Source organism: Arthrobacter sp. I3 (assembly GCF_000520575.1).
GTDB classification, from domain to species: Bacteria; Actinomycetota; Actinomycetes; order Actinomycetales; family Micrococcaceae; genus Arthrobacter; species Arthrobacter humicola_A.
This window is the reverse complement of sequence record NZ_KI914917.1, coordinates 36,662-41,953: the sequence shown is the minus strand read 5'-3', so window position 1 is coordinate 41,953 and position 5,292 is coordinate 36,662. Positions and strand designations below refer to the sequence as shown.

Here is a 5,292-nt window from a genome sequence, read left to right as displayed (position 1 = left end):
GGCGGCCCGACGCCAGCCTGAGCCGCTTGGCGAATTGGTCTTTGCACAGCCGGCCCGGCATGGCTGGGGTTCCCGACATTCCCTGAATTTCCCTGGTATTCCCGGTTACGCGCCTAGCTTAGCGGCGCCCTGTCGCTGGCCGGAGGGCGCCGAAGTTGGCAGGATACTTATATGACTTTTTCACCGGAACTGACTTTCAATGACGGAAACACCATCCCCCAGCTTGGCTACGGCGTGTGGCAGGTTGAAGATGACGTGGCCGAAAAGGTGGTTGTCCAGGCGTTCGAGGCCGGCTTCCGCCACATCGACACGGCAAAGATCTACGGCAACGAAGCAGGCGTAGGCCGCGCCATCGAGCGTTCCGGCCTCAAGCCCGAGGAAATTTTCATCACCACCAAGCTGTGGAACGCGGACCAGGGCTACGAGTCCACCCTGAAAGCGTTCGAGGAATCCATGGAGCGGCTCGGCCTCGAGACCCTGGACCTGTACCTGATCCACTGGATGCAGCCCAAGCAGGACAAATACGTTGACACCTGGAAGGCCCTCATCGAGCTCCAGAAGCAGGGCCGGGTCAAGACCATTGGCGTCTCCAACTTCACCAAGGAGGGCCTGCAGCGCCTGATCGATGAGACCGGCGTTGTTCCGGCCATCAACCAGGTCGAACTGCACCCGTTCTTCAGCCAGGCCGACCTGCGCGAGTTCAACGCGTCCAAGGGCATCCTCACCCAGGCATGGTCGCCGCTGGGCCAGGGCGGCGAGCTCCTCGAGAGCCCCGTCATTGCCCAGATTGCCGCCAAGCACGGCGCCACCCCGGCCCAGGTTGTCATCGCCTGGCACCTGGCCATCGGCAACGTGGTCATTCCGAAGTCGGTGACCGAGTCCCGGATCCGCGAGAACTACGCGGCCCTGGACGTCAGCCTCGACGAGACCGACATCCAGGCCATCAACGGGCTGGACCGTTCTGCCGAAGATGCCGGCCGGATCGGACCGGATCCGGCCGTCTCCGACTTCGCCTAAGCACCTCCCGTGACGCCGGCAGCCAGCCGGCGTTCGCACAGGGCCTTCACCCCGCACGGGGTGGAGGCCCTTCGGGCGTCCCGAAAGCCTCCGGAGTCAGGCGGCGGCCCGGCGCTCTTTCGCCGGGATTGCATCGACCACGGCCCAGCCGTCTTCGCCCGCAACGCAGCGGCTGGCGAAGCGGTCTGCGGAGGCAGCGTCATCGAAGCTCTCGGTGCGGATCCGGCCGCAGTCGATGTCCAGGTAGGTGACCACGAAATGCAGTGCGCCATCCTGTGCGTCGTTGAAATCCGCCTCAAAATCTGACTCGATATCATGGCGGAAACCCTGCTGGAAATTCTGGTTGTTCTCCATGATTCCAGTGTGCGACTGACCACCGACACTAAGACTTCACTCCTCCGGCGTGTTGCCGAGCCGCAGCACCCGTTCCCGCGCCAGGACTTCCTTGCGGCGCTGCCGGTCGGCGGCCCGTGCCGTCTGCTGCGCCAGAGCCGACGCCAGCTCGTGATCCTTCCGGGCCGTTTTGAGCCCGGCTTCTGCCGCGTCCAGACGCCGCCTGAGCTCGCGCACCTCGTCGGCCAGCCGGCTGGTTTCCGCCGTCGCCTCCGCCAGCTCCGCGGCCGCGCGGCCTGCCTCCTCGTCGGCTTCCGCGGCGGCCACTTCGGCCGCCTCCAGGGCGGTCCGCGCCCGTTCCACCGCCGACGGCGTGGGCGTCATCCGTGCCGTCCCGACGGCCCGGAGGCGGGGCTGTCCCGTTGTCGGCTTTCCGCTGGCAGTTCCGCCGCGCTGTGCGGTCCGGTCCGCCGGTTCTGTCCCGCGGACGCTGGCCGTTCCAGGCGCGGCTCCAGTGCCGGGCACCGACGCCGCATGGCTCCCCGGGACAGCCACTGCGCCGGCGAGGTCGACGACGTCGACCCCGTCCGCCGAGAGCGCCCGGAGCAGACAGCCGCTTTGCACGGCGGCGGCGGCCCCGGGATCGGCGGTGGCGGCCCGCAGGGTCTGTTCCACTTCCGTCGCGACGGCGGCACTGATGGCCCGTCCGTGCCGGGCCGCCAAGGCCTGCGCCGCCTTCACCGTGCTGGCGAGGAGCTGGCGCCGCTGCTGGGCGAGGCGGCGGAGGTCCGCTGCATCCAGGGCATCCTGTGCGGCCTGCATCGACGTCCCCAGCGCAGCAAGCTCCCGCAGAATTTCGGGGCTGTGCGCCGCCAGCATGTTCACCGCCCACGCCGCGACCGACGGCTTGGGCAGGGCACGGACTGCGGCCGCCAGGGCACGCTGCTCGGCGGCGGTGACACCCGCGGAACTGACGTCTTTGGCCGCCGCCGTTCTAGCAGCCACGAACTCCCCGTAGGGCAATGCATAGAGCGGCCCGGCAATGCCCGCTAGTTCCCGCGATCCCATGCAAGAATCATAGGAGTCCGGCCCCGCCGCGAGTTCGCTGCCCCGTCATCAGACCCGGTGCCGTCACGTTCTGGAGGAGATTTCACTTGATCGAAATTGGTGGGCTCCCGGCCCATGTCCTGCTCGTCCACGCCGTAGTGGTATTAGCGCCCATTGCAGGTCTCGGCGCCATCGTTTATGCCGTGGCACGGCGCTGGTGGGGCTACCTGGCGTGGCCCCTGGGCGTGTTGTCACTGGGGCTGGTGCCAGTAACACTCCTGACCGCGCAGGCAGGCGAGCAGCTGGAGAAAGTCCGTCCCGCGTCGGCGCTGGCCCACGAGCACGCCCAGGAAGGTGACGTACTCAAAGTGCTTTCCGTGATCTTCTTCGTCCTGGTCGCGGCAATGTTGATGGTCACCTACGAGCCCTTTGGCCGGCGCCTGGCGTTTCTTGGCGGCCTTCGGAGCAACCGGATTGTCCGGGGAGCCGTCCTGATTGCCGGCGCCCTCGCGGGGGCCTTCTACATTTACCAGAGCATCATCACGGGACATTCCGGCGCGGCCTCGGTCTGGGCGCGCTAACTCAGCCCCTCTGCGGGCCCTTGGCCAGGCGATGCGTGCCGGGCCCGGTGCAGCGTGACGAGCAGCAGGACAAGGGCCGTTGCCTGCAGTGCGGCCACGGCAGCGATGAGCGCCGGCCGTGCGCCGTAAAGTGACCCGTACAGGGCGCCGCCGGCCAAGGCGCCGGCGCCCTCGAACGCCGCGAACACCCCGTACGCCGTGCCCTGCCGGGGTTGGGGCATCAAATCGGCGACCAGCGCCTTGACGGTGGAGTCCTGGATGCCGGTGGCGGCGCCCCAGACCAGGACGCCCGCGAGCACGAGCCCGGCGCTCGGCGCCAGGGCCAGTACGGGCACCCCCATAATCAGCACGGGCAGCGCCAGGAGCACGGCCGCCCCGGCGCGGTCGTAAAGGACGCCACTGGCGAGGGCCCCGACGGCGGCGGCCCCCATGGCGCCGGCGTACAGCAGCGGAACCACCGAGACGGGGACGGCCACGTCGGCCGTCAGGTGATAGGAGATGACGCCGAAGGCGACCAGTCCGGCGCTCCAGAAGAACCCGGCCAACGCGAACAAGATGAAGACGCTGGAGAGCGCCGACGGCGGCCGCCCGGCGGGTTTCCCCGGGGCGGCTCCGGCAAGCCGGAGGGGTCGGCCACGGGCCTGTCCGCGCCGGGATCCCGGACGCGGCGGCGCAGCCAAACGAGAATCACCAGCGCCGCCGCCGCAGGAATGATGAGCACCGCAAAGGCTGCCGGCAGTGAGCCGGTGGCAACCAGCACCGCCGAGACGAGCAGCGGGCCCAGGAGCGCCCCGGCCAGATCGAGGGACTTGTGGACGGCGAAGCCGCGGCCCCGGCCAACCGGCCCGGCGGCGGCGGCGAGCAGCACGGTTTTCGCCGGGCTGCGGACGGCTTTGCCTACCCTGTCCCCGATGATGAGCACGGCCGCCAGAGCCATCCCGGCGGTCCCGGCGAACGGCGTCAACGCCAGCAGCGGGATGCACACCGCCGTCAGCACATAGCCGGCCATCGTGAAAGTCCAGTACTTCCCGGTGCGATCCGCCCAGGGGCCGAATACCAGCCGGAGTCCCTGGGACGCGGCTTCCGCGGCGCCGGTCACGAGGCCGACGAACAGCGCGGACGCACCGAGCTGGGCCAGCAGGGGACCGCCGAGCGGGCGGGCGCCGTCGGACACCATGTCCGCGGCGAGGCTGACCAGGCCGAAGCCGACAACCGGGCCCCACAGCCGGTGCCGCCAATTCCCGGTTTGGCTTCCGGACCGCGACGGCGGGTATTGCTGGCCGGCTGGCATCCTGCGCCCGGGCCGTTCCATTTCCTAAGGCTGACGGACGGCCCGGAAAAAGACAATACGCAGGTCAGGGGCCTGTCGCCGCGTCGAGGCGCAGAAGGAAATATTGGCCAAAGGGGTTCTTTCTGGGCGGCAGCTTGGTACTTTTTGAGGGCCGATCCGTATTGTGCGGGCCGGGGGGACCCACAATGACGGACTGAAAGGCAACACACCCATGAGCTCGGACGGCACCCGCCGGCACCCGCCGGAAGGGGCCTTCATCCTCGGTGCCGCCCCGCGCGCCAAGAGCCGCACCAACCAGGCCGCACCTGCACGTCATTCTCACGGAGGAACTGTGAAACCGTTTTCGAATCCGCCACTCCACGCCGGGGGAAGGCGCCCCAGCCTGACTGCCACACTTCTTGGCATCGCTGTGGCTGCCGGACTGGCCCTCACCGGCGTCGCCGCGGCCTCGCTTCCCCTGGCCTCTGCCGCTACAACGCCGCCGCCCACCGGCTGGCTGCACACCTCTGGCGGGAGGATCCTGGACTCGAACAACGCCCCGTATACGATCAAGGCCGCGTCCTGGTTCGGCATGGAAACCACAGACTGCATGCCGCACGGGCTCTGGGGAACCCTGACCATCGACGAGGCCCTGGCCAACATCAAATCGATGGGATTCAACACCGTCCGCCTGCCGTTCTCCAACGAGTGCCTGGCAGCGGCATCCATCAAGGGCAACCTGAACTACTGGGCAAACCGCGCCTACGCGCTGGAGGGCAAGTCACCCCTGGTCCTGATGGACACGGTGATCGCCCGCGCGAAGGCCAACGGCCTGCAGATCATCCTGGACCGGCACCGGCCATCCTCTGCCGACCAGTCCCCGCTTTGGTACACCTCCGCCTACCCGGAGTCGAAGTGGATCGCTGACTGGAAGATGCTCGCCGCCCGCTATAAGAACGATTCCACCGTCATCGGCGCCGACCTTCACAATGAGCCTGCAGGGGCGGCGACGTGGGGCGGCGCCGCCGCCACCGACTGGCAGGG

At 68.5% G+C, this 5,292-nt stretch carries 7 protein-coding genes; 3 read left to right on the top strand and 4 right to left on the bottom strand.

All coding sequences use genetic code 11. From position 1 onward, the window contains the following. Positions 1 to 171: 171 nt before the first annotated feature. Positions 172 to 1,017: an aldo/keto reductase gene (locus Y706_RS0109165; RefSeq protein ID WP_028276361.1), complete on the top strand. Its 846-nt coding sequence runs from the start codon at positions 172 to 174 to the stop codon at positions 1,015 to 1,017. A 96-nt stretch (positions 1,018 to 1,113) separates the two neighbouring features. Here the strand turns inward: Y706_RS0109165 and Y706_RS24565 are convergent, their stop codons facing one another. Both Y706_RS24565 and Y706_RS0109155 read right to left on the bottom strand, forming a co-directional pair. Further along, on the bottom strand, positions 1,114 to 1,371 hold the full coding sequence (locus Y706_RS24565; RefSeq protein ID WP_084476045.1) for a hypothetical protein: 258 nt from the start codon (positions 1,369 to 1,371) through the stop codon (positions 1,114 to 1,116). 36 nt (positions 1,372 to 1,407) lie between these two features. Beyond that, positions 1,408 to 2,418, bottom strand: coding sequence for a hypothetical protein (locus tag Y706_RS0109155; protein ID WP_028276360.1), 1,011 nt, complete (start codon positions 2,416 to 2,418; stop codon positions 1,408 to 1,410). Positions 2,419 to 2,504: 86 nt separating this feature from the next. On the opposite strand from Y706_RS0109155, the gene Y706_RS0109150 reads away from it, so the two are divergent. After that, the gene (locus tag Y706_RS0109150) at positions 2,505 to 2,978 is read left to right on the top strand and encodes a DUF2231 domain-containing protein (RefSeq protein ID WP_028276359.1); all 474 of its coding nucleotides are present in this window, start codon (positions 2,505 to 2,507) and stop codon (positions 2,976 to 2,978) included. Here Y706_RS0109150 and Y706_RS30135 read toward each other — a convergent pair. Next, entirely contained in the window at positions 2,975 to 3,532 is a 558-nt protein-coding gene (locus Y706_RS30135) for an MFS transporter (RefSeq protein WP_253906747.1), read from the bottom strand. The two genes, Y706_RS0109150 and Y706_RS30135, sit on opposite strands and share 4 nt — an antisense overlap. Then, on the bottom strand, positions 3,463 to 4,290 hold the full coding sequence (locus tag Y706_RS30130; protein ID WP_253906746.1) for an MFS transporter: 828 nt from the start codon (positions 4,288 to 4,290) through the stop codon (positions 3,463 to 3,465). The genes Y706_RS30135 and Y706_RS30130 overlap by 70 nt, the downstream gene beginning before the upstream one ends. A gap of 388 nt (positions 4,291 to 4,678) precedes the next feature. Between Y706_RS30130 and Y706_RS24555 the strand changes: the two genes are divergently transcribed. Continuing rightward, a partial coding sequence (locus tag Y706_RS24555; protein ID WP_253906745.1) for a glycoside hydrolase family 5 protein occupies positions 4,679 to 5,292 on the top strand: 614 nt, incomplete at its 3' end.